We start from the raw sequence: 20,680 nt of genomic DNA, 5'->3' as shown, positions 1-20,680 counted from the left end.
TCAGGCCACCTGCGCTTTCTTCAGCCGGATGCGGTAATTGGTCAGCACGTCAAGCGAGAGCAGCGAGAACAGCAGCATCCCCTGGAACACCTGGATCGCCGCGGCCGGCAGGTTCATCGAGGACGACGCCGCATCGCCGCCGATGTACGTGAGCGCCAGCAGCAGCCCGGCCAGCAGGATGCCGATCGGGTTCAGCCGGCCCAGGAAGGCGACGATGATCGCGGTAAAGCCATAGTAGGCGGGAAATGAGCCCAGGATCTGCCCCGACGGCCCCGCCACCTCGTAAAGGCCGGCAAGCCCCGCCAGCCCGCCCGAGATGCACATGCAGATGATGACCAGCCGGCTCGGATCGACCCCGGCAAAGGTCGCGGCCCGCGGGCTTTGCCCGGCCAGCCGCACGTTGAACCCGAACTGGTGCCGCGCAAAGAACACCTGCGCGACGATCACGGCAAAGACGGCGGTGATGACGCCCCAGTGGATGCCGGTATTGGCGATCAGCTCGAGGTTCGCCGCCGCCGGATATTGCCGCAGGTTGCGGCTGCCCGGAAAGCCCATGCCCTCGGGGTTGCGCATCAAACCGACCGAGAAGGCCTTGATCAGCACCTCGGCCACGTAGACCAGCATGAGCGAGACAAGGATCTCGTTGGTCCTGAAATAGACCTTCAGCAGCGCCGGGATCAGCGCCCAGATGAGGCCGCCCAGGATGCCCGCGACGATCATCAGCGGAAAGATCAGCCAGCGCGCCTCGGTCGGGTAGAACGCCAGCGCGACCCCCGCCCCGCAGATCGCGCCGATGATGTACTGCCCCTCGGCCCCGATGTTCCAGATCCCCGCCCGGAACCCGAAACTGAGCCCGATGGCGATCAGGATCAGCGGCGCCGCCTTCTTGAGCAGCTCGGGCCGGTAGTAGAAGGCGAACTCGCCAAAGATCGGATCCCAGAAGATCGTGCGGATTGCCTCGAGCGGCGCCTTGCCCATGAAGGCAAAGAGCACCCCGCCCAGCACCATGGTCACGACCACCGCCAGCACCGGCGTCAGGTAGGTCCACAACTGCGACGGCTGCGGCCGCTTCTCAAGCCGGATCATGCCTGATCCCCTTCATCTTTCCAGAAATATGCCGGGGTGAGCGAGGAGCTGGCCCCTCGCCCCGACCCCAAACTCGGACGCCTCCGGCGGGAGTACTTGGGGAATAATGAAAGCAGGGGCGCCCATTCCCCTTTCATTATTCCGAAAATACTCCGGGGGAGTCCGCCTTGGCGGACGGGGGCAGCGCCCCCCAGCTCAGCCATCGACATGCGCCACCTCCATGTCATGGGCGCCGCCCATCATCAGGCCGATCTGCTCGACCGTCAGGCCATCCACGGGCCGGATCTCGCTCAGCCGGCCCTCGTTCAGCGCGCCGAAGCGGTCCGAGACCTCCATCAGCTCGTCCAGGTCCTGGCTGATCACCACGATGGCCGCGCCGCCGGCGGCAAGGTCCAGCAGCGCCTGCCGGATCGCGGCGGCGGCGGCGGCATCGACGCCCCAGGTCGGCTGGTTGACCACCAGCACCTCGGGGCCTTGCAGCACCTCGCGGCCGATGACGAATTTCTGCAGGTTGCCGCCCGACAGCGAGCGTGCCGCGTTCTCCGTGCCCGGCGTGCGCACGTCGAAGGCCTTGATGACCTCCTCGGCAAAGCCCCGCGCCTTGCCCCAGTCGAGAAAGCCGTTTTTCACCATCCCCTTACGGGTCTTGGCGGTCAGAAAGGCGTTTTCCGTCAGGCTCATGTCGGGCGCGGCGGCATGGCCCAGCCGCTCTTCGGGCGCGGTCAGCAGCCCGGCCGCGCGGCGCGCCACCGGGCCTTCCTGGCCGAGGTCGCGGCCCTTGAGCATAACCTTTCCGGTCCCGCCCGTGCGCTCGCCCGAAAGCGCCAGGATCAACTCGTCCTGGCCGTTGCCGGCGACACCGCCCAGGCCCAGCACCTCGCCCGCCTTCACCTGGAAGGAGACATTCTTCAGCGAGGTCCCGAATTCCGTCGGCGCCTTCATCGACAGGTCCGCGACCTCCAGCACCACCGGCCCCAGCTCGCGCGCGGCCTTGGCGGGGGTCTCGAAGCTCGCGCCCACCATCATCGTTGCCAGCTCGCGCGCGGTCTTCTCGGCCGGCGTGCAGGTGTCGACCTTCTTGCCCAGCCGCAGGATCGTCGCGGTGTCGCAGAGCGCGCGGATCTCTTCGAGCTTGTGCGAGATGTAGAGGATCGAGGTCCCCTCGGCCTTCAGTTTGCGCAGGGTCTGGAACAGGATCTCGACCTCCTGCGGGGTCAGCACGCTGGTCGGCTCGTCCATGATCAGGAGCTTGGGGTCCTGCAAGAGGCAGCGGATGATCTCGACCCGTTGCCGCTCCCCGGCCGACAGATCGCCCACGATCTTCATCGGGTCGAGCGGCAGGCCGTAGGTCTCGCTCACTTCGCGGATGCGGGCGGCGAGGTCGCGCTGCTTGGGCGGGTTCTCCATCCCCAGCGCGATGTTCTCGGCCACGTTCAGCGCATCGAAGAGCGAGAAGTGCTGGAACACCATCGCCACGCCGGCGGCCCGCGCGGCGCGCGGCTCGGGCGGAGTGAAGGGGGCCCCGCGCAGCGTCATCCCGCCCTTGTCGGGCTTCACCAGGCCGTAGATCATCTTGACCAGCGTCGACTTGCCGGCGCCGTTCTCGCCCAGAAGCGCATGCACCTCGGCCTCGCCGATGTCGAAGGACACGTCGTCATTGGCGACAACGCCCGGATAGGCCTTGGTCAGGCCCGAGATGCGAAGCAATGGATCGCCCACGTGATCCCCCTGTCATTCGCCCGGGGCGTTCCGGGTCTGCTGCCCGGATGCCGCCTCGGGCCGTCCGAGGACCATGAAAGCGGCAAAGAACCGCCCATTGCAAGCAAAGCCCGCGCGACTCTGCCCGTTTCCGCAGCGGTGCCGCCCGGAAAATGTGCGCCGGGGCCCGGCGATTTGATCCGGATCAGGGACGCCAGGGCGCGGCGGGCTAGAGACGGGCCATGAAACTCATCGGTCTCGTCTTGCTCGCGCTCATCGCGCTGTCCGTTCTGATCTGGGGCTTCGGCGCCTGGCGGCTCTCGCGCCTCGCCTCGGGCCTGCGGGCCGAGATCCTGTCGACCCCGCCCGGCGAGGTCCCGGACCTGCCGGCGCCCGTTCGCGACTGGGCGCGTCGCATGGGGGCGATGCCCGGTGCCGCCCGCGTGGAATTCGACCAGCGGGCCGAGATGGAGCTGAAACCCGGCGGCGGCTGGCAGGCGATCACCGCCCGGCAGGTCATCGGCCTGGGCGCGCCGGATTTCCTGTGGCAGGCCGAGATGCGCCTTGGCCCCGTCCCGCTGGTCCGCGTCATCGACGCCCATGTCGGCGGCCGGGGTCTGCTGACCGTGCGCGCGCTGGGCGCCTTGCCCATCGGCACGGTGCAGGGGCCGGATGCGGACCTGGGCGAGGCGATGCGCTACCTCGCCGAACTGCCCTGGGCCCCCGATGCCGCCCTGTCGAACCCCGCGCTGCGGTGGCAGGTTCTGGCCCCGGACCACTGGCGCGTCGGCCTCGATGGTGGCGCGGCGGTCGATCTGTTCCTCGATGCCGCCGGCGACGTGGTCAGGATCTCGGCCAAGGCCCGCCCCGCCACCGACCCGCAGGGCCAGCCGACCACCTACGACTGGGAGGGGCATTTTACCGACCACGCCCAGATCGGGGGCCGCCGGATCCCGCGTCGCGGTGAGGTCGGCTATATCCGCGACGGCACCTACGCCCCGTACTTCCGCGGCGAGATCACGGAGTATCGCGTCCTTCGGTGACCGCTTGGCCTTTCGCCCGCCGCGCCCCGGCGGTAGCGTGGCGGCATGAGCGATCCCCGATTCATCCACCTCCGCATCCACACCGAATATTCCCTGCTCGAAGGGGCGCTGCGGCTCAAGAAGCTGCCCGCACTCTGCGAGAAGATGGATATGCCGGCGCTTGCGCTGACCGACACGAACAACATGTTCGCGGCGCTGGAATATTCCGTGACGCTGTCGGGCGCGGGGGTGCAGCCGATCATCGGCTGCCAGGTGGACCTTTCGTACCTTGCCATCGACCCGGCGCGGCCGCAGCCGATCCGGCCCGCGCCCATCGTGCTGCTGGCGCAGAACGAGACGGGCTATGAGCATTTGATGAAGCTCAACTCGGCGCTTTACCTGCGCGGCGACGGCGAGCTGCCGCATGTGACGCTGGACGACCTGCGCGCCCATAACGACGGGATCATCTGCCTGTCCGGCGGGCCGGATGGCCCGGTGGGGCGGCTCTTGCGCGCCGGCCAGCGGCCGGCGGCCGAGGCGCTGATGGGCGATCTCAAGACGATCTTCGGCGACCGGCTTTATGTCGAGCTGCAACGCCACCCCGGCGAGGACGGCCTGCCCGAGGCCGAGCGCCTTTCGGAACGCGGCCATGTCGAGATGGCCTATGCCATGGACCTGCCGCTGGTCGCGACCAACGACGTATACTTCCCCGATTCCGGGATGTACGAAGCGCATGACGCGCTGATCTGCATCGCCGAGGGCGCCTATGTCGACCAGCAGACCGGGCGCCGCAAGCTGACGCCGCAGCACTACTTCAAGTCGCCGCAAGAGATGGCGACGCTGTTCGCCGACCTGCCCGAGGCCATCGAGAACACGGTCGAGATCGCGCGCCGCTGCGCCTTCCAGGCCTACAAGCGCGCGCCGATCCTGCCGAAATTCGCCGATGACGAGGTGGCCGAGCTGCGCCGCATGGCGAACGAGGGCCTGCAGGCGCGCCTGGCCGTAATCCCCCATGCGGTGACGGTCGAGGAATACCAGGAACGGCTCGATTTCGAGCTGGGGATCATCGAAGGCATGGGATTTCCCGGCTATTTCCTGATCGTGGCCGATTTCATCCAGTGGTCCAAGGACAACAACATCCCCGTCGGGCCGGGGCGGGGGTCGGGCGCGGGGTCTCTGGTGGCTTACGCGCTGACCATCACCGACCTCGACCCGCTGCGCTATTCGCTGCTGTTCGAACGGTTCCTGAACCCCGAACGTGTGTCGATGCCCGACTTCGACATCGACTTCTGCATGGACCGGCGCGAGGAAACGATCCGCTACGTGCAGGAGAAATACGGCCGCGACCGGGTGGGCCAGATCATCACCTTCGGGGGCCTGCTGTCAAAGGCCGCCGTGCGCGACGTGGGCCGCGTGCTGCAGATGCCCTATGGCCAGGTGGATCGCCTGTCCAAGCTGATCCCGGTCGAGGGGGTCAAGCCGGTCAGCATCACCCAGGCCCTCAAGGACGAACCGCGCCTGCGCGAAGAGGCGCGCAACGAAGAGGTTGTTGACCGCCTGCTGACCTATGGCCAGCAGGTCGAGGGGCTCTTGCGCAACGCCTCGACCCACGCGGCGGGCGTGGTGATCGGCGACCGGCCGCTGGATGAGCTGGTGCCGCTGTTCCAGGACCCGCGGTCCGACATGCCGGCGACGCAGTTCAACATGAAATGGGTCGAACAGGCCGGGCTGGTGAAGTTCGACTTTCTCGGCCTGAAGACCCTGACCGTGATCCAGAACGCGATGGATCTGATCTTCAAGTCCGGCCGCCCGCTGCATATCGCGGCTGACGGCACCGAACTCTATGAGCCGGCCGAGGGCGCCGAGAACCAGATCAACGCCATCCCGCTGGACGACGCGAAGACCTACCGGCTGTATTCCGCCGCCAAGACCGTGGCCGTGTTCCAGGTGGAAAGTTCGGGCATGATGTCGGCGCTGACGCAGATGAAACCCACCTGCATCGAGGACATCGTGGCGCTTGTCGCGCTTTACCGGCCGGGCCCGATGGAGAACATCCCGACCTATTGCGACGTGAAGCACGGACGCAAGAAGCTGGAAAGCATCCACCCCTCCATCGACCATATCCTGGCCGAGACGCAGGGCATCATCGTCTACCAGGAACAGGTGATGCAGATCGCGCAGGAGATGGCGGGCTACACCCTTGGCGGCGCCGACCTGCTGCGCCGCGCCATGGGCAAGAAGATCAAGGAGGCGATGGACGCCGAGCGCCCGAAATTCGAGGCCGGCGCGGCCGAGAACGGGGTCGATGCCAAGAAGGCGTCGGAGGTCTTCGACCTGCTCGAAAAGTTCGCCAACTACGGCTTCAACAAGTCCCACGCGGCGGCCTATGCGGTGGTCAGCTACCAGACCGGCTGGCTCAAGGCGAACCACCCGGTCGAGTTCATGGCCGGCGTGATGAATTGCGATATCCACCTGACCGACAAGCTGTCGGTCTATGCCGAAGAGGTGCGGCGCGGGCTGAAGATCGAGATCGTACCGCCCTGCGTGAACCGGTCCTTGGCGACGTTCGACGTGGTGGACCAGAAGCTGGTCTATGGCCTTGGCGCACTGAAGAACGTCGGCTCGGACGCGATGCAGATGATCGTGGATGCCCGCAAGGACGGGGGCGACTTTGTCACCCTCTTCGATTTCGCCCGCCGGGTGGATCTGAAGCGGGTCGGCAAGCGGCCGCTGGAGATGCTGGCGCGGGCCGGGGCGTTTGACCTTCTGGACCGCAACCGGCGGAAAGTCTTCGACAATCTCGACGCGCTGGTGGCCTATTCGGCGGCGGTGCAGGAGCAGAAGAACTCGAACCAGGTGTCGCTGTTCGGCGATGCCGGCGACGACCTGCCCGAGCCGCGCCTGTCGCCCGTCAACGACTGGATCGCCTCGGAACGGCTGATGGAGGAGCAGAAGGCCATCGGTTTCTTCCTCTCGGGTCATCCGCTGGACGAATATGCCCATGCGCTCAAGCGCAAGAAGATGTCGACCCTGGCCGAGGCGCAGGACAAGGCCGAACAGAACGGCGCCTGCGTGGTCAAGGTGGGCGTCATGGTCTCGGGCTTCCGCGAGATGAAATCGTCGCGTGGGTCGCGCTATTTCCGCATGAACATCTCGGACCCCACCGGGCAGCTGTCGGGCATCGCCATGTTCGCCCGCGAGGAAAAGGACCTGATCGCCGCGCGCGAGGTGTTCGAGACGACGGACAAGGTGGTGGTGACGCTCGAGGGTCGGTTCAACGACGGCCAGTTCGACCCGACCATCCGTTCGGCCGCGCCGATCGACGTGGCGGTGGCCGATATCGGCGGCATGGGGATGCGGATCCTGCTGGAGGAAGCGGCGGCTGTCGATTCTGTCGCCTCGGTCCTGTCGCGGGCCAAGGCCGAGGTCAGGAAAAGCGGCCGCGGCCCGGTGCAGCTGTGCCTGATGGACCCCGGCCTGCCCGGCGAGGTCGAAATCGACCTGCCCGAGGACTTCCCGGTCACACCGCAGATCAAGGGCGCGCTGAAAAGCCTGCCGGGGGTGATGGCGGTCGAGGATCTCTGACCGCCATCCGCGCTCAGGTCAGCCGGTCGCGGCTTTCGATGTCCGCGCCTTCACGCCCTCGAGGAACGACAGAACTTCGGCCATCATCAGCTGGCCGTAATCGTCGTTGGCGTGATGGCCGTCGCGCCGCCCGTTGGATTTGTCCGGGGCGAAGTACTCGGGTTTCAGGAAGCCCGCATCGTCGATCACCTCGGCAGGCGGGGCAATGAAGGGGATGTCGAGCTTGGCCAGCGCGTCCGTGAACGTCTTCCGCGCCAGGCGGTCGATGAACAGGACGGTCTCGGGCCGGGCACCGTCCTCGATCACGACGTGGTCGCTGCGCGGGGGCGGGCAGGCCACGACGAACATGGGCACGCCCGCCGCTTTGCAGTCAGCAAGAAAAGTCAGCACCCATTTCTGGTCCGCCGCGATGATGCCGGCCAGCATGTCCGAGGGGACAGGGCGGCGTCCGGGCTGGCAGATCTCTACCGGGTCCGCCGTGCGCCACATCGGGTCGCGGAACAGGCGCGAGGTCTGGGTCCCGAGCACAAAGCCCCAGCGGTCCTCTGGATTGACCAGGGTCTGGCCGGTCTCTTTTTCGGTGTGCTCCGCGAACTTGGAGGCCGTGAACACGACCTGGCCATCGCGCATCTCGTGAAACTGCGCCAGCTCGTAGGCACCCGATCCCAGCGGATAGACCGACACGTCATCGGGCTGGGGGCTCATCTGCGCCAGTCCGCGATACAGCGCCGCGGTGTGGGAATTTCCGGTCAGCCAGGTCTTCATTTGCCGAAGGTCTCCAGGATTGCTTCTTCGCAGACCAGGTCTTCCGGGTCCGCCTCCTTGGTCTTGCCCTTGCGGCCCTTGCGTGGCTGGGGATGGGCGGAAAAGAAGGTGTTCATCACGTGGCCCACGCCCACCGGCGACACGGTGCGCAGGTTGGGGTCAAAGAACATCGCCCGCATCGGGTGCGACGCGACCAGCTCGTAGGACGGAAAGTAATCCACGCCGGCGAATTCGTCGGCCAGCATGCCGACGGCCGCGCGCAGCACGGATTTCGAGTAGCTCGAGGCGACCAGCACGTGCTTGCCGCTGGCCGTGGCGGTCAGCGGCACCGGCGAGATGGTAAAGAGGAACCGCATCCTGGGGTTCACCGCCCGCGCCATCTGGATGAACGTCCGCGTGTCGTTGACGATGTCCCGATGGGTGAAATTGACGAATTCGTACTTGTCGGGGTCGAAGGTGCCGGCCACGGTGCCGGGGCAGGTGGGCAGGACCGTGCCGTCCTCCTTGAAGGCCCAGCCCTCGGTCAGGCCGAAGGTAAAGACGAAGAGGTCCGCCTTTTCCAGCAGCGTCAGCACCTGCGACAGGTGCCAGGCGACGTCCTGGTCCAGCTCTTCGCGGCTGGCAAAGCCATTGGGCTGGATCGCGGGGCGGAACGGGTCGTAGAACCGGCCGTCCTGTTCCCAGCAGGTCTCGGGCGGCTTGCGCGTGCCCTGCGCCCGCTCGAACATCTGCACCAGTTGCCGGACCGAGTAGATGTTGCCGAACCGCCCCGAATAAAGCCCGAGGCCGAAGGCGGCGCGCTGCTCGGCCGGCATGATGGCCGGCGCGGGCTCGACATCGAGAAAGCGGAAGCCGCGCTGCTTGAACTCGCGCGAGATATGCTGGGCAAAGCAGCTGCCCGCGGCCGCGATCTGCATCCTGGGACCGATGCGGAACTTGGGCTGGTAGATATCCGCAAGCTCCAGCGGCGACACGTTCGACACGGCCGAGCGCCAGTAGGCCGACGCGGGGAGGTCCTGGTAGGGATGTGACATGGTCTTGGCCTTACGTGAGTAAAATCAACGCTTAGTGGTAGCACGCGCGGTTGGCCGGGAACAACCTCCCGGCGCTGAAAACGCAGGCCAGTCGCCTGTAAGGTGCCTAGAACATGATCACGTTGCGCTTGGCCGCCCCGGTCTTGGTGTCGGCGATCGCCTCGTTGATCTGCTCGAACGTCCAGTGACGCGACACCAGCTCGTCCAGCTTCAGGCGGCCTTGTTCGTAAAGGTCGACCATCCAGGGGATGTCGCGCGCGATCACCACGTCGCCCATCTTGGAGCCCTTGATGCCCTGGCCGACATAGCTGAACACGTCCGGCGCGTAGCTGGCGGTGGTGCCGGTCGGCGGCATGCCGACCGCGATCAGCTTGCCGCCCCAGCCAAGGTAGCGCGTGGCCTGGTCGTAGACCGCCGCGACGCCCACGGTGACAAAGACCGCGTCGGCGCCCTTGCCCATGATCTTCATCGCCTCTTTCCAGGGCTTGCCCTCGGCCAGGATCGCGTCGGTGGCGCCGAATTCGCGCGCCATGTCCAGCTTTTCCGGCACCATGTCCACGGCAATGATCTTGCGCGCCCCGGCGATCCGTGCGCCCTGGATCGCGTTGAGCCCGACGCCCCCCGCGCCGATGATCACGGCGTCCTGCCCGGCGCGCAGCTGGGCCGCGTTGACCACCGCGCCGATGCCGGTGATCACGCCGCAGGCCAGCAGCGCCGCGCTGTCGCGGGGCATCTCGGGCGAGACCTTGACCACCTGCTGCTGGCCCACCACGACCTTTTCGGCAAAGGCGCCGCAGGCCATGGCTTGGAACAGCGGCCCGCCGTCCGGCATGGTCAGGGTGCCATGTTCGCCGTCGTATGGCGTGGTGCAGATCGTCGGCTGGCCCTGGCCGCAGTTCACGCAATGCCCGCAGGATCGGATCAGGGTGACGACGACCACGTCGCCGATCCCCAGCCCCTGCACGCCGTCGCCCAGCGCCGTGATCCGCCCCGAGGCCTCGTGGCCGTAGACCGCCGGCAGCACGCCGCCCCAGGCGCCCTCGGCATAGGAGATGTCGGAATGGCAGATTGCCACGGCGTCAAGGCTCACCTCGACCTCGCCGGGCTGCGGGGCGCGCAGCTGGACCTCTTCGATCGACAGGGGCTGGCCGAATTCGTGGCAGACGGCGGCGCGGATGGTTTGCATGGGGCTCCTCCTCGGGTCGTTCGTGCCCAGTTGGGGCGGGGCCGGGCAGGGGCGCAAGGGGAAATGCGAGGGACGCGGCGTTCAGATGGCTCTTGGTCCGCGTTGCAGAAAAAGGCCGATGGCACCCAGCGCCAGGACGGCCGCCAGCAGGTAGGGCGCGCCCGGCAGGTAGAGCGCGGCGGTGTCGTGCGAGAAGGCCGCGAAGACCCCGGTCATCAGGATTGGTGACAGCGCCATCGCCATGGCGTTGACCGAGGCCTGCACCCCGGCCAGCATCCCCTGGCGGTCGTCGCTGACCGACCGGCTCATGATGCCCTGCAACGCCGGCCCGGCGAGGTTGCCAAGCGCCGTGATCGGGATCAGCGCCATCAGCACCCAGCCGCTGCTGACAAAGGCGACCAGCACCATGGCGAGGATCTCGATGGTGAGGCCGACCATGACCGTCCCGCGCTCTCCGATCCGGGCGATGACCGGGCCGACCAGCAGCGCCTGCACCACCGCCATCGAGATGCCGTAGACCGCGAGCGAGGCGCCGATCATCCCGGGCGACCAGTCAAAGCGCAGCGTGGTGAAATAGGCCCAGGTCGCCGGGTAGACCGTGCCCGCAAGCGCATAGAGGAAGAGCACCAGCAGAAGCGGATGCAGCCCGGGAAACAGCCCGATGTCGCGGAAGGCCCGCAGCGGGTTCGACGCGGGCAGCGAGAAGGGGCGGCGTTTCTCTTGGCCAAGGCTCTCGCGCAGGACGAAGTAACCGAAACAGGCGTTCAGCGCGGCCAGCCCGGCGGCGGCAACAAAGGGTGCGCGCGTCCCCATCTCGGCCAGCAGCCCGCCGATCACCGGGCCCAGGACGAACCCCAGCCCGAAGCCCGCGCCGATCAGGCCGAAATTCACCGACTTCTCCTCGGGCTTCGAGATGTCGGCCATGTAGGCCATGGCCGTGGAATGGGTCGCCGCCGTGATTCCACCGACCACGCGGCCGATCAGCAGCAGCCAGACCGACCCCGCGACGGCCATCACGAGGTAATCGAGGCTCATGACGACAAGCGAGACCAGCAGCACCGGCTTGCGCCCGACCTTGTCCGACAGGTTCCCGAGCAGCGGGCCGAAGAGGAACTGCATGGCGGCAAAGACCGTCGACAGGATGCCGCCCCAGATCGCCGCGCGGCTGATGTCCGAGCCGGGCAGCACCTCGACGATCAGGCCGGGCATTACGGGCAGGATCAGCCCGATCCCCATGGCGTCGATCACCACGGTGAGCAGGATGAAGAGAACGGGCAGGCGAAGACGCATGGCGCACCGGGCAAACTGAACTGTCCGGTTCAGGTATACGGGCGCGATGCGCCGTGGCAAGCCGCCGGGCCGGGGAAAAGCGCGGCCCCGGCGTCAGGCGGGTTTTGTCCCCTCGGCCAGCATGGTCATCTCGGGGATCATCGTGCGGATCGTGACGTTTTCGAACCCGGCGCCGGTCAGCGCCCCTGTCAGCCATCCGGTGTCGAGAGAGCGCGCCTCGGGCGTGAAGGCGGTGTGCTGCAACTGCCAAAGCGCGGCCAGCTTGGGGCCGCTGCGATCCGCGTCCACCACGAAGTCATGCAGCAGGAAGCGCCCGCCGGGCCGCAAGTGTCGGAACGCGCCGGCGATCAGGCCTTCATGCGCCTCGCCCGGCACGCCGGAAAAGAGGTAGGACATCAGCACCACGTCCTGATCCTCGGGCCAGGCCGTGTCGCGCCCGTCACCCTCGAGATAGGTGATCCGGTCGGTGAGCCCGGCCTTCTCCACGTACTCACGTCCCAGCGCGGCGACGTTCGGGAATTCCACGATGGTGGCGTGCAGGTCCGGGTTCGCCTTGCACAGCGTGATGGCAAAGGCGCCGGTGCCGCCGCCCACGTCCAGCATGTGCCTTGCCCCGGACAGGTCGAGCGCACGCGCCAGTTGCCGCGCCGGCCCGAGGCTGCCGGCATGCTGGCTTTGCGAGTAAAGCCGCGCCTGCTCGGCGTCGGAAAACCACTTGGCATAGGAATCCGTCGCGTCCTCGTCCAGCGTGTCGGCAAGCGCGCCGCCGATCTGGTCCATCAGCGGATACATCTGTTGGCCGACCTGCAGCTTGAGGTAATCGCCGAAATCGTACTTGGCCCCCTTGACCAGGAAGGACTCGGCGCCCGGAGAATTGGCATAGCGCCCGTCCCGGACCGAGACCAGCCCCATGCCGGCGAGGGCGGTCAGCAAGGTCTCGACCCGGTCTTCGTGCAGTCCGGTCGCTGCCCCCAGCGCAGCGGCAGTCTGCGGCCCATCGGCCATCAGGCTGAACAGGTTCAGCTCGAGCGCGGTGAACAGGGCCTTGGATCCCATGAAGGCAAAGGCGATGTCCGAGATCTCGTCGGCTTCGGTGACCAGGGACATGGGCTCTCCTTCGCGGTTGCTGCGCGCCAAGGATGGCCCGGCGCGCCCCGAAACGAAACCCGCAAAGCCGGAAAACGACGTGTCAATGTCGCGAACCGCCTATCAAGGCGGCACGGATCCCTCTTCATTGTGCCAATAAACTCCGGGGAGCGCGAGGGGCAGAGCCCCTCGTCTTCCTTTGTGGCACGCCTCTGGCGCGAGGGGTAGAACCCCTCGCCTTCTTGTGTGCCGCGCCTCTGGCGCGAGGGGCTGGCCCCTCGCATCCGGACCTTGGACCTGGGCAAGACCCAAGAGAAAAGGGGCCGCGGTCTCCCGCAGCCCCTCTTGGAATTCGGAGTCAGGAAAGGCTCAGCCGACGTCCTTGTAGCTGATCTCTTTCGCGTCCTGCCCGACCTTGCCGCGGCGGGTCAGCAACCGGTTCAGCGCGTTCACATAGGCGCGGGCCGAGGCGACGACCGTGTCGGTGTCGGCCGATTGCCCCGTGGCGATGTTGCCCGCTTCCTCGAGCCGAACAGAAACCGTGGCCTGGGCATCCGTGCCCTCGGTCACCGCATGCACCTGGTAAAGTTGCAGAGTGGCGTCGTTCGGATGCAGCGCGCGCACCGCGCGGAAGGTCGCGTCGACAGGGCCGTCGCCGGTTTCCGTCGCCGTCGATTCCGCGCCGTCGATGGCCATGACCAACGTCGCCTCGGCCGGGCCGCCGGTGCCGCAGGTCACCTTGAGCGATCGGATCACCAGCCGGTCGGTCGCCGCATCCTCGCCCGCGCGCATGAGGGCGACGAGGTCTTCGTCATAGACCTCCTTCTTGCGGTCGGCGAGGTCCTTGAACCGCACGAACACGTCCTTGAGCTGGTTGTCGCCCAACTGGTAGCCGAGATCCTCGAGCTTTTTCCGCAGCGCGGCGCGGCCCGAGTGCTTGCCCATCACGAGGTTGGTATCGGCAAGTCCCACGTCCGAGGGGCGCATGATCTCGAAGGTATCGGCGCTTTTGAGCATGCCGTCCTGGTGGATGCCGCTTTCATGCGCAAAGGCGTTCTTGCCGACGATGGCCTTGTTGTACTGTACCGGGAAGCCCGACACGGAAGAGACGCGGCGCGAGATGTTCATCAGCCGGGTGCTGTCCACGCCGGTCGTCCAGGGCATGATGTCATGGCGCACGCGCAGGGCCATCACGACCTCTTCCAGCGCGGTGTTGCCGGCCCGTTCCCCCAGCCCGTTGATCGTGCATTCGATCTGCCGCGCGCCGCCCGCCACGGCGGCAAGGCTGTTGGCCGTCGCCATGCCGAGGTCGTTGTGGCAATGGGTCGAAAAGATCACCTCGTCCGCGCCGGGCACTTTCGCGATCAGCATGCGGATCAGGTCGGCGCTTTCCACCGGGGCGGTGTAGCCCACGGTGTCGGGGATGTTGATCGTCGTGGCGCCGGCCTTGATCGCGATCTCGACCACCCGGCAGAGGTAGTCATGTTCCGTCCGCGTCGCGTCCATCGGCGACCATTGCACGTTGTCGCAAAGGTTGCGGGCGTGGGTCACGGTGTCGTGGATTCGCTCGGCCATCTGGTCCATGTCGAGGTTCGGGATGGCGCGGTGCTGCGGCGAGGTGCCGATGAAGGTGTGGATACGGGGGCGGGCGGCATGCTTCACCGCCTCCCAGCAGCGGTCGATATCGGCATATTGCGCGCGCGACAGCCCGCAGATCACCGCGTCCTTCGACCGCTTCGCGATCTCGGAAACGGCGCGGAAATCGCCTTCGGAGGCGATGGGAAAGCCGGCCTCGATGATGTCGACGCCCATGTCGTCCAGCAGCTCGGCGATCTCGAGCTTTTCCTCGTGGGTCATGGTGGCGCCGGGCGATTGTTCGCCGTCGCGGAGCGTCGTGTCGAAAATGAGCACGCGGTTCGTCGTGTCGGTCATGGTCTTGTCTCTTGTATCTGGTGTCCTAAGCGTTCGGCGCGGATACTCCTCCTCTGAGCGGTCGCGCCGGTGCAGGGCACGCTCAGAGGCGGCTTAGGATGAGCAGCAGACCGGCACGCGTCGACGGGCCGCCAAGGGGGCAGCCTGCGTCGAGGATATGAAGCCGGTTCGTCATGCGGCCGGATAATACGCGAATCGCAGTTAAGAAAAAGCCCAAAAGCACGGGGCTTGACCGCGAATTTTGCCCGACTAAGTGGCATTTTCATGGAAAATGCACTCGTTATCGGCGCCTCGGGCGGAATCGGTCGCGCGGTTTGCGCGGCGCTTGACGCGCGGGGCGTGGCTGTGACCGGGCTGTCGCGTCGAGCGGACGGGCTGGACCTGACCGACGAGTCCAGCATCGAACGGGTGCTGGGCGCGCTGGAGGGTCCGTTCGATCTGATCTTCGTGACCACTGGCGCGCTGGTCATCGACGGGGCCGCGCCGGAGAAATCGCTGTCGGCGCTCGACCCCGCCGCGCTCTCTGCGCAATTCGCGCTGAATGCCACCGGCCCGGCGCTGGTGCTGAAACATGCGGTGCGGCTGATGCCCCGGGACCGGCGGGCGGTCTTTGCCGCGCTTTCCGCGCGGGTCGGGTCCATCGGCGACAATCGGCTGGGCGGCTGGTATTCCTACCGCGCCGCCAAGGCCGCGCTGAACCAACTGATCCATGGCGCCGCGATCGAGGTCGGGCGCACGCACCGGCAGGCGATCTGCGTGACGCTGCACCCGGGCACCGTGCAGACCGATCTCACCGCCAAATACGCCAGCCGCCACAAGACGGTGACCCCGGACGAGGCCGCCCAGAACCTCTTGCGCGTCATCGACGGGCTGGCAACCGCTGACACCGGGGGCTTTTTCGACTGGGCGGGCAAGGAGATCCCCTGGTGAGCGTCCCGCGCCTCGTGCTAGTGCTTGGCGACCAGCTGACGCCCGACATCGCCGCGCTCAGGGCCGCCGACAAGTCCCGCGACGTGGTCGTCATGGCCGAAGTGAAGGCCGAGGCGACATACGTCCGGCATCACCCCAAGAAGATCGCCTTCCTCTTCGCCGCCATGCGCAAGTTCGCCGCCCGCCTGCGGGAAGACGGCTGGGACGTGCGGTATACGGAATACGACGATACGAACAACGCCGGCTCGATCCCCGGAGAGCTCTTGCGCCGGGCCGAGGAGGTCGGCGCCGAGGAGGTCATGGCCACCGAGCCCGGCGAATGGCGGCTGATCGCAGCGCTGGAGGAGTGCCCGCTCACGGTCCGACAGATGGAAGACGACCGCTTCTTCGCCTCGCACAAGCGGTTCGACGACTGGGCCGAGGGGCGCAAGGCGCTGCGGATGGAGTATTTCTACCGCGAGATGCGGCGCGAGACCGGCATCCTGATGGAGGGCGACAAGCCCGCCGGCGGCGCGTGGAACTACGACAAGGAGAACCGCAAGCCGCCGCCCGGGCAGATCGACACCTCGCCCATGTCCTTCACCCCAGACGACACGGTGAAAGACGTGCTGGCCTTGGTCGAACGCGAATTCGGCGACAATTTCGGATCGCTCGACGGCTTTGCCTTTGCCACCGAGCCGGGGCAGGCCCGGCGGGCGCTAAGCCATTTCATCACGCACGCCCTTCCGCGGTTCGGCGATTTCCAGGACGCGATGATGCGGGACGAAAAGTGGCTCTACCACTCGCTGCTCTCGGCCTACATGAACGCAGGGCTCTTGTCCCCGCAAGAGGTCTGCGCGGCCGCCGAAGAGGCGTGGAAAGCCGGCGATGTGCCGATCAACGCGGCCGAAGGGTTCATCCGCCAGATCCTCGGCTGGCGCGAATTCGTGCGTGGGGTCTATTTCCGCGAAGGGCCGGATTATCCCCGACGAAACCAGTTGAACCACCAGCGCGCCCTGCCGCCGCTCTACTGGGGCGCCAAGACACACATGTCTTGCCTTGCCCACGCCGTCGCCCAGACGCGGGACGAGGCCTATGCCCACCACATCCAGCGCCTTATGGTGACCGGCAACTTTGCCCTGCTGGCCGGGATCAACCCGACCGAGCTGCATGAATGGTACCTCGAGGTCTATATCGACGCCTATGAATGGGTCGAAAGCCCCAACACCGTGGGGATGAGCCAGTTCGCCGATGGCGGCGTGGTCGGTTCGAAACCCTACGTGTCCTCGGGCAACTACATCGACCGGATGTCGGATTACTGCAAAGGCTGCGATTACGACGTCAAGCAGAAGACGGGGGAGGGGGCCTGCCCGTTCAACCTGCTCTACTGGCACTTCCTCGACCGTCACCGCGACCGGTTCGAAGGCAATGCCCGCATGGGCAACATGTACCGGACCTGGGACCGGATGGATGCGGACAAGCGCGAGACGATCCTGGGCGAGGCGGATGCCTTCCTTGACAGGCTCTCGGCCGGGAAGACGGTGTAGCGCGGCACGCCATCAGGCGTGACTAGCGGCGCGTCAGGCCGGGTCGCAGGCGATGGCCGTGCTCATGCGCCACGCCGCGTCCTGCTTGACGCAGAGATAGACCGCGTCGATCACCTCGATCACGCTGCCGTCGCCGCGCAGGCGGCGCACGTCCTTGAGTTCCGCCAGCACGGTGGTCGCGTTGCACAAGCGCACCGACAGCGGCCCGGCCTCGGAATGGTCGAACCCCTGCGCGTCCAGCCCGGCAAAGACGGTCTTGAGCGCTGCGACAATGGCCGCGTGGTCGGCCATCAACAGGTCGGCGCCCGGCAGGACATAGCGCGCGGGCTCGGTGAAGCAGGCGGCGACAGCGGGCAGGTCGCGGGCGTTCCAGGCCGCGAGGTAGCGCTCCAGCAGGGCCTTGATCTCTGTCTCCGTGCTCATGCCGCCGCCTCGCCCCGGATCAGTTGCCGGTGCCGGTGCCGGTCTCGGCCTCTGGCGCGACCTCGGCCGGGGTGTCGACGCTGCCCTCGGTCATGACGCCGCTTTCCCAGGTGCCGCGCGCCTCTTCGCCGGTGGCATAGCGCATCGTGCCGTCGCCCTGGCGCTTGCCGGCCACGAACTGACCCACGTAGATGTCGCCATTGGCATAGGTGGCCATGCCCTCGCCCGAGATCTCGCCGTTCTGCCACTGGCCCTCGTAGGTGAAGCTCTCGTTCTCCTCGGGGGTCTCGGGATCGTCGGGGATGACGATCTTGCCGGTGCCGTGGCGCTGGCCGGCGCGGAATTCGCCCTCATAGATTGTGCCATCGGGATAGGTCGCGATGCCTTGGCCCTCGCGCTCGCCTTCGACCCACTCGCCCTCGTAGCGGTAGCCGTCGGGGTAGGTCATGACGCCCGTGCCATGGTTGCGCGCGTTGCGGAAGCCGCCCTCGTAGACGAGGCCGTTGGGATAGGTCGCCCGCCCCTCGCCGTCGATCACGCCGTCGGACCAGCTGCCTTCGTAGGTGGATCCGTCCGGGTAGGTGATCTTGCCCTGGCCGTCCGGCAGGTCGCCCTGGAAATTGCCCTCGTAGACCGACCCGTCGGGATAGGTCACGCGGCCCTCGCCCTCGATCTGGCCGTCGACCCAATTGCCTTCGTAGACATAGCCGTCCTGGCCGCGGAAGGTGCCGAAACCGTTGCGCTGGTCGCCTGCAAAGCCGCCCTCGTAGACGTCGCCGCTGGCATAGGTCACCTTGCCGGTCCCCTCGCGGCGGCCGTCGACCAGCTGGCCTTCGTAGACATCGCCGTTGGGCTGGGTCAGTTGGCCCGCGCCGCTGATCTGGCCGTCCTTCCAGAGCCCTTCGTAGACCAGCCCGTCGGGCATGGTCAGCCGCCCCTGGCCGTCGCGCAGCCCGTTGGTGATGCGCCCCTCGTAGACCGCGCCATCGGCATAGGTCACGGTGGCGTTGCCGTCCTTGACCCCGTTCACCCAGTCGCCGTCATAGGCGTAACCGGACGGAGAGGTCAGCACCCCCTTGCCGTGATGCATCGCGTTGCGGAAGGCGCCCTCGTAGCGCAGCCCGTTGGCATAGACCGCAACCCCCTGGCCGGTGATCTTGCCGTCCAGCCAGGTGCCCTCGTAGGTGCCGCCGTCGGAAAAGGTGATCTTGCCCACGCCCTCGGGCTTGCCCTTGGCGAAGGAGCCTTCGTAGACCGATCCGTTCGGGAAGCGCGCGATGCCCTGGCCGCGGATCTCGCCCTCGACCCAGTCGCCGGAATATTCATAGCCGTTGGGCAGGCGGTAGCTGCCGGTGCCGTGCTGAAGGCCGTCGCGGAAGGTGCCCTCGTAGACACCGCCGTCGTCATATTGCTTGGTCAGGACCTCGGCGTCCTGCGCCATGGCCGGCATCGCCGCGATGAGGCCCGCCAGGACCAGTCCGATTGCACCCGTACTGCGCATCTGTCGTCGCGACCCCTCTGTCCTGCCATGGCCCCGGTTCGCCCCGGGGCGCGGTCCTGCACCCGGTCGCACAGTAATTGAGGCCCCGCCTCCTGACAACTCCTTGGCCGGCTTGCCGAATGCGCAAAGCCGTCAGGGCGCGGTCAAAGCGCGTCCGTGTCCATCCAGATCGTGACCGGCCCGTCGTTGACCAGTGCCACGGCCATGTCGGCGCCGAACCGTCCCGTGGCCACGGGCACGCCCTGGGCCTGCAAGGCAGCGGCGAAATGCTCATACAGCCGCTCGCCCTCTGCCGGCGGGGCGGCGGTGGAAAAGCCGGGGCGGTTCCCGCGCGAGGTATCGGCCGAGAGCGTGAACTGGCTCACGACAAGCGCAGATCCGCCGATGTCGCGGACCGACAGGTTCATCTTGTCCGCGTCGTCCTTGAAGATCCGCATCTTGGCGATCTTGGCCGCAAGCTTGTCGGCCTGCGCCTCGCTGTCGCCCTGCATGGCGCAGACGAGGATCAGAAGGCCCGGCCCGATCTCGCCGATCACCGCGCCGCCGACACTGACGCGCCCCTCGGTGACGCGCTGGATCAGTGCCCTCACGCCAGTTCCTCCGCCCAGGGCGGGTTGGCGCCGGCGCGGCTGACGGTGATGGCGGCGGCGGCCGCGCCCAGTTCGACCGCGGGGATAATGGCGGACATCTCGGCACTCTCGATCGCGGTGCGCGACAGCAGCCCGTCGCGGTGCAGGCCCGCCAGGAGGCCGGCGTTGAACGTATCGCCCGCGCCCACGGTATCGACCACCGTGGCCTTTTGCGCGGGCACGTCCACGCGGTCGCTGCCACGGATCGCGGTCACGCCCTCGGCCCCGCGCGTGAGCAGCACCAGCGCCGCGCCGGTCATCTCGAGGAAGGCCGCCTCGCCCCCGTCGCCGGTGATCCAGGCCATGTCCTCGTCCGAGATCTTCACGATGTCGGCCGCGCGCAGCATCCCGCCGATCCGCGCGCGATAGCGGTCTGCATCGGTGATAAAGCTGGGCCGGATGTTCGGGTCGATCATGGTCAGTCGCGTGCCCGCCTCGCGCGTCATCAGCGCGGCATAGGTGTCGGCGGCGGGTTCCGAGACCAGGCTGATCCCGCCGAAGAACAGCGCGCCGACGCTTTCGGGCAGGTCGGGCAGGTCCGCCTCGGTCAGCATCCGCCCGGCGGTGTTCTCGTCGTAGAAGGAATAGGTGGCGTGCCCGTCGGTCAGCTTGACCAGCGCCAGCGTGGTTGGCCGCCCCGAGCGCGGGCAGTACGAGATGTCGACCTTCGAGTCGGTCAGCACCCGTTCGAGGATCTCGCCGAAAAGGTCGGTCGAGATCCCGCCAAGGAACCCCGCCGGCGCGCCCAGTCGCCCAAGCGCGATGGCCGTGTTGAAGACCGCGCCGCCCGCGACGGGGGCAAAGGCCGCCTCTCCGGTCGTCGCGGTCCGGGGCAGCATGTCGATCAGCGATTCGCCGCAGCAGAGAATCATGGCCAGGCTCCTTTGTCCGGCGGGCGGGGTTGGGTCATGTTAGCGCAAACATCCGCTTTGGCCAAGCCGAACCACACCCTGCTGGTAGCCCGTACGGGCCGGTCCGATCAAGGCT

General features: G+C 67.1%; 16 protein-coding genes. 4 read left to right on the top strand and 12 right to left on the bottom strand.

The annotated features are described in order from the left end of the window. The gene (locus MF270_RS06015) at window positions 1-1,086 is read right to left on the bottom strand and encodes an ABC transporter permease (protein WP_238364966.1); all 1,086 of its coding nucleotides are present in this window, start codon (window positions 1,084-1,086) and stop codon (window positions 1-3) included. Between the two features lie 195 nt (window positions 1,087-1,281). Further along, window positions 1,282-2,805, bottom strand: a complete 1,524-nt coding sequence (locus MF270_RS06010; RefSeq protein ID WP_238364965.1) for an ABC transporter ATP-binding protein — start codon at window positions 2,803-2,805, stop codon at window positions 1,282-1,284. 221 nt (window positions 2,806-3,026) lie between these two features. Here MF270_RS06010 and MF270_RS06005 point away from each other — a divergent pair, with 221 nt between their 5' ends. Together MF270_RS06005 and dnaE are read left to right on the top strand one after the other, a co-directional pair. Continuing rightward, entirely contained in the window at window positions 3,027-3,827 is an 801-nt protein-coding gene (locus MF270_RS06005; protein WP_238364964.1) for a DUF6544 family protein, read from the top strand. Between the two features lie 45 nt (window positions 3,828-3,872). Beyond that, entirely contained in the window at window positions 3,873-7,391 is a 3,519-nt protein-coding gene (gene dnaE / locus MF270_RS06000) for a DNA polymerase III subunit alpha (RefSeq protein ID WP_238364963.1), read from the top strand. A gap of 18 nt (window positions 7,392-7,409) precedes the next feature. Here the strand turns inward: dnaE and MF270_RS05995 are convergent, their stop codons facing one another. The 6 genes from MF270_RS05995 to MF270_RS05970 all read right to left on the bottom strand — a co-directional run bounded on the left by MF270_RS05995 (window position 7,410) and on the right by MF270_RS05970 (window position 14,684). Then, the gene (locus MF270_RS05995) at window positions 7,410-8,156 is read right to left on the bottom strand and encodes a hypothetical protein (protein WP_238364962.1); all 747 of its coding nucleotides are present in this window, start codon (window positions 8,154-8,156) and stop codon (window positions 7,410-7,412) included. Next, window positions 8,153-9,190, bottom strand: coding sequence for a GSCFA domain-containing protein (locus MF270_RS05990; RefSeq protein ID WP_238364961.1), 1,038 nt, complete (start codon window positions 9,188-9,190; stop codon window positions 8,153-8,155). Before MF270_RS05990 ends, MF270_RS05995 begins: the two co-directional genes overlap by 4 nt. Window positions 9,191-9,296: 106 nt before the next feature. Further along, window positions 9,297-10,376, bottom strand: coding sequence for a Zn-dependent alcohol dehydrogenase (locus MF270_RS05985; protein ID WP_238364960.1), 1,080 nt, complete (start codon window positions 10,374-10,376; stop codon window positions 9,297-9,299). An 81-nt stretch (window positions 10,377-10,457) separates the two neighbouring features. Next, window positions 10,458-11,666, bottom strand: coding sequence for a TCR/Tet family MFS transporter (locus MF270_RS05980; RefSeq protein WP_238364959.1), 1,209 nt, complete (start codon window positions 11,664-11,666; stop codon window positions 10,458-10,460). Window positions 11,667-11,759: 93 nt separating this feature from the next. Next, a complete protein-coding gene (locus MF270_RS05975) occupies window positions 11,760-12,773 on the bottom strand; it encodes a class I SAM-dependent methyltransferase (RefSeq protein ID WP_238364958.1) in 1,014 nt (337 codons plus the stop codon). 348 nt (window positions 12,774-13,121) lie between these two features. Further along, window positions 13,122-14,684, bottom strand: coding sequence for a 2-isopropylmalate synthase (locus tag MF270_RS05970; RefSeq protein WP_238364957.1), 1,563 nt, complete (start codon window positions 14,682-14,684; stop codon window positions 13,122-13,124). A 264-nt stretch (window positions 14,685-14,948) separates the two neighbouring features. Between MF270_RS05970 and MF270_RS05965 the strand changes: the two genes are divergently transcribed. Both MF270_RS05965 and MF270_RS05960 read left to right on the top strand, forming a co-directional pair. After that, window positions 14,949-15,614 carry an SDR family NAD(P)-dependent oxidoreductase gene (locus MF270_RS05965; protein ID WP_238364956.1) on the top strand — a complete coding sequence of 222 codons (666 nt, stop codon included), beginning with the start codon at window positions 14,949-14,951 and terminating at the stop codon, window positions 15,612-15,614. Then, window positions 15,611-17,140 (top strand): cryptochrome/photolyase family protein, encoded by a 1,530-nt coding sequence (locus MF270_RS05960; protein WP_238364955.1) that lies wholly within the window; start codon window positions 15,611-15,613, stop codon window positions 17,138-17,140. The genes MF270_RS05965 and MF270_RS05960 overlap by 4 nt, the downstream gene beginning before the upstream one ends. A 33-nt stretch (window positions 17,141-17,173) precedes the next feature. On the opposite strand, the gene MF270_RS05955 is transcribed toward MF270_RS05960, so the two are convergent. The 4 genes from MF270_RS05955 to MF270_RS05940 form a co-directional block, all read right to left on the bottom strand. Continuing rightward, window positions 17,174-17,563, bottom strand: a complete 390-nt coding sequence (locus tag MF270_RS05955) for a nuclear transport factor 2 family protein (RefSeq protein WP_238364954.1) — start codon at window positions 17,561-17,563, stop codon at window positions 17,174-17,176. A gap of 19 nt (window positions 17,564-17,582) precedes the next feature. Continuing rightward, window positions 17,583-19,064: an MORN repeat-containing protein gene (locus tag MF270_RS05950; RefSeq protein WP_238364953.1), complete on the bottom strand. Its 1,482-nt coding sequence runs from the start codon at window positions 19,062-19,064 to the stop codon at window positions 17,583-17,585. Between the two features lie 143 nt (window positions 19,065-19,207). Beyond that, a complete protein-coding gene (gene dtd, locus MF270_RS05945) occupies window positions 19,208-19,654 on the bottom strand; it encodes a D-aminoacyl-tRNA deacylase (RefSeq protein WP_238364952.1) in 447 nt (148 codons plus the stop codon). Beyond that, window positions 19,651-20,565, bottom strand: coding sequence for a carbohydrate kinase family protein (locus tag MF270_RS05940; RefSeq protein ID WP_238364951.1), 915 nt, complete (start codon window positions 20,563-20,565; stop codon window positions 19,651-19,653). Before MF270_RS05940 ends, dtd begins: the two co-directional genes overlap by 4 nt. Between the last annotated feature and the right edge of the window lie 115 nt (window positions 20,566-20,680).

Source organism: Mesobacterium pallidum (assembly GCF_019966535.1).
GTDB lineage: Bacteria > Pseudomonadota > Alphaproteobacteria > Rhodobacterales > Rhodobacteraceae > Mesobacterium > Mesobacterium pallidum.
This window is presented reverse-complemented; position numbering and strand designations above follow the sequence as displayed.

What these genes read in the sequence shown, in the direction of transcription:
- MF270_RS05985 (WP_238364960.1), bottom strand. Translation starts at nt 10,376, where the DNA reads ATGCAAACCATCCGCGCCGCCGTCTGCCACGAATTCGGCCAGCCCCTG.
- MF270_RS05990 (WP_238364961.1), bottom strand. Translation starts at nt 9,190, where the DNA reads ATGTCACATCCCTACCAGGACCTCCCCGCGTCGGCCTACTGGCGCTCG.
- MF270_RS06005 (WP_238364964.1), top strand. Translation starts at nt 3,027, where the DNA reads ATGAAACTCATCGGTCTCGTCTTGCTCGCGCTCATCGCGCTGTCCGTT.
- MF270_RS05975 (WP_238364958.1), bottom strand. Translation starts at nt 12,773, where the DNA reads ATGTCCCTGGTCACCGAAGCCGACGAGATCTCGGACATCGCCTTTGCC.
- MF270_RS05940 (WP_238364951.1), bottom strand. Translation starts at nt 20,565, where the DNA reads ATGATTCTCTGCTGCGGCGAATCGCTGATCGACATGCTGCCCCGGACC.
- MF270_RS05950 (WP_238364953.1), bottom strand. Translation starts at nt 19,064, where the DNA reads ATGCGCAGTACGGGTGCAATCGGACTGGTCCTGGCGGGCCTCATCGCG.
- MF270_RS05995 (WP_238364962.1), bottom strand. Translation starts at nt 8,156, where the DNA reads ATGAAGACCTGGCTGACCGGAAATTCCCACACCGCGGCGCTGTATCGC.
- dnaE (WP_238364963.1), top strand. Translation starts at nt 3,873, where the DNA reads ATGAGCGATCCCCGATTCATCCACCTCCGCATCCACACCGAATATTCC.
- MF270_RS05965 (WP_238364956.1), top strand. Translation starts at nt 14,949, where the DNA reads ATGGAAAATGCACTCGTTATCGGCGCCTCGGGCGGAATCGGTCGCGCG.
- MF270_RS05980 (WP_238364959.1), bottom strand. Translation starts at nt 11,666, where the DNA reads ATGCGTCTTCGCCTGCCCGTTCTCTTCATCCTGCTCACCGTGGTGATC.
- MF270_RS05970 (WP_238364957.1), bottom strand. Translation starts at nt 14,684, where the DNA reads ATGACCGACACGACGAACCGCGTGCTCATTTTCGACACGACGCTCCGC.
- MF270_RS05955 (WP_238364954.1), bottom strand. Translation starts at nt 17,563, where the DNA reads ATGAGCACGGAGACAGAGATCAAGGCCCTGCTGGAGCGCTACCTCGCG.
- MF270_RS06015 (WP_238364966.1), bottom strand. Translation starts at nt 1,086, where the DNA reads ATGATCCGGCTTGAGAAGCGGCCGCAGCCGTCGCAGTTGTGGACCTAC.